Origin of the sequence: Pedobacter sp. HMWF019, from assembly GCF_003061025.1 — a bacterium.
Lineage (GTDB): Bacteria > Bacteroidota > Bacteroidia > Sphingobacteriales > Sphingobacteriaceae > Pedobacter.
In genome coordinates this window covers 1-2,432 of the sequence record NZ_QAIL01000087.1, presented here as the reverse complement: position 1 = coordinate 2,432, position 2,432 = coordinate 1, and the positions used below count along the sequence as shown (strand labels likewise).

At 40.1% G+C, this 2,432-nt stretch carries 1 protein-coding gene; it reads right to left on the bottom strand.

Going from position 1 to position 2,432, the window contains the following annotated elements:
* Positions 1 to 72: 72 nt before the first annotated feature.
* The coding region (locus DBR11_RS05700) for a TonB-dependent receptor (protein ID WP_233260657.1) at positions 73 to 2,432 on the bottom strand (2,360 nt) is incomplete at its 5' end.

The window sequence follows — 2,432 nt, the reverse complement described above, 5'->3', positions numbered from 1 at the left end:
AAATTACCTTATAAAGAAATGGCTTTTGCAAGGAATTTGCAAAAGCCATTTCTTTATAAAAGACTGTTGATTTTAAAATCTGAAAATAAGATTTCCAATAAAACGTGCCGGAGCCTGAGGAGTCAGTCGCACGGACCATGCTTTTTCGCTGGTTAAATTATCAACTTTGAACCCTATACGAAAACGGCGCTGGTCATAGAACAATGTCGCATCGAGCATAGTATACGCAGGTATGGTTACTTTATTGGTGGTCGTATTGGTTTGGAAGGAAGAGCTTCCATGATTTCCACCAAAACCTGCACCAAATCCTTTCATTTTCCCTTCCGGTACCTGGTAACTTATCCAAAAGTTAATGGTATTTGCCGGACCCGATAAAGCAGGCCGTAAACCATTGATAGTAGAAGCGGCATTGGTATACTTACTATCATTATAGGCATAGCCGGCAATAATATTAAAACCAGCAAAAGGACTTGCGGTGAGTTCAAACTCAATACCCTGACTTTTTTGTGAGGCATCCTGAAGGGAAAAATCGGTGTGATCAGGATCAGTTCGAAGTATATCGTTCACTCTGATGTCGTAATAACTTATCGTCCCAACAAGTTTATGATCAAAAATATCTGCTTTAATACCTGTCTCTAATTGATTTGCTTGCTCTGGCTTAAATGAATTACCATTAAAATCTGACCCCGGTTTATTGGTGAAGCCATTCATATAGTTACCGAATACCGAAACACGATCCTTAAGCAGCTGGTACACCAAACCCAGTTTTGGGGATAATGCTGTTTGATTGTATGCACCGGTTGCAACACCCGTGTTTACAGGAGTAACCCCTAAATTAAAATATCGATCGAGACGAAGGCTAAGCATAGCCAGTAATCTGTCTGTAACATTAAATACATTGGAGGCATATACAGCGTAACTGTTGTCTCCATTGCTTTCCGAACGTGTAACGCCAGAAGCTGCCAGAGCATCGATGGTTGCACGGTTAATTTGAGTAATGGTTGGTTTGGTATAGTCGACCGATGGTCCTGTGATGGTCAATCTGTCAAAGCTATTTGCATTATTATAGTAATCCAGGCCTAAAACCAAACGATTACGGTGAGAACCGATCATAAAATCGCCTGTAAAGTTTTGTTGTAGATCTGTAGCAATAAAAGCGGTATACCCTCTCATAATATTTGCAGCTAATGTAGAATCTGTTTTTTGGTTCAAAGCCGATATATAGCCATTGATGGATGTTCTCGATCTTGAAATGATCGTTTGAGAAGTCCATTCTTCGGATATTTTGTAATTGAACTGGGTAAAAAGATTTAGCATTTGCGTCTGATAGGTAAGGTCATTACTGCCAAACAGACGATTATAAGGTACGTTCATCGTTTCAATGGACCTGGTTACACCTACTTTTGGCATGTAAGGATTAAACCGGACCACTGAAGTTCCTTTAGCTTGTCCAAATTCTACATCAAACAGCACAGAAAGTTTATCGGTGATCTGATAAGAAAAGCTAGGTGCTAAACTTATACTATTGGTGAAACCCAGGTCCTGAAAACTTTTGTCAAATGTTGTTGCGCCATTTAAGCGGAACAAAACAGTCTTATCTGCATTTACGGGTGTATTTACATCAAAAGCCAGCCGGTTATAGTCTCTGCTTCCACTGAATAAGGACAGCTCCCCGCCAAAACCATTATATGGTTTTTTAGTCACCCTGTTATATAATCCTCCGTAACTGGATAGATTTGTGCCAAATAACGTTGCAGAGGGGCCTTTAATAGCTTCAATGCGTTCCAGATTCGCGGGGTCTATTGCGGTATAGGCAAACCCTGCAACTCCATTTCTTACCATGGGTTCTGTCTCAAAACCCCGGGAACGAAATGTAACCCTACCCTGGTTGGCCAACATTGGAATCCCAGCTCCCGGAACATTTTTAGCAATTTCACCAAGGTCTATCGCAATCTGTTCCTGTATAACTTCTTTTGGAACTGTGGTATATACCTGCGGATTTTCCAGGTTCTTCAGCGGAAGGCGTGCAGCATACACACTCTCCTTTTTCGAGAACTTGTTGGCTGCACTCGTAATGGTTACCTCCTGTAAAGCCTGAACATTTTCTTTTGTAAGATGATAGTTGGCTTCAGTTACTTTATCTACATTGACAATAACATTCAGATCTTTTTCTTTAGCTCCAAGAATCTGAATTCTAACGGTATACTTTCCCGGCAGCAGGTTGTTAAAAGTATAATTTCCTCCTGCATCTGTTAATGTAGCTCTATGGTTTTCAATAAGCGTCACAGAAACAGAGCTAAATGGACTTCCATCTATCAACGTAATCTTTCCGGAAATACTTCCTGTAGTTTGAGCAGCGCAAATCGAAAATCCTGACACTAAAAATGCCAGTAGAATGCAGTATAGATATTTCATCAAATAAATAATAATAT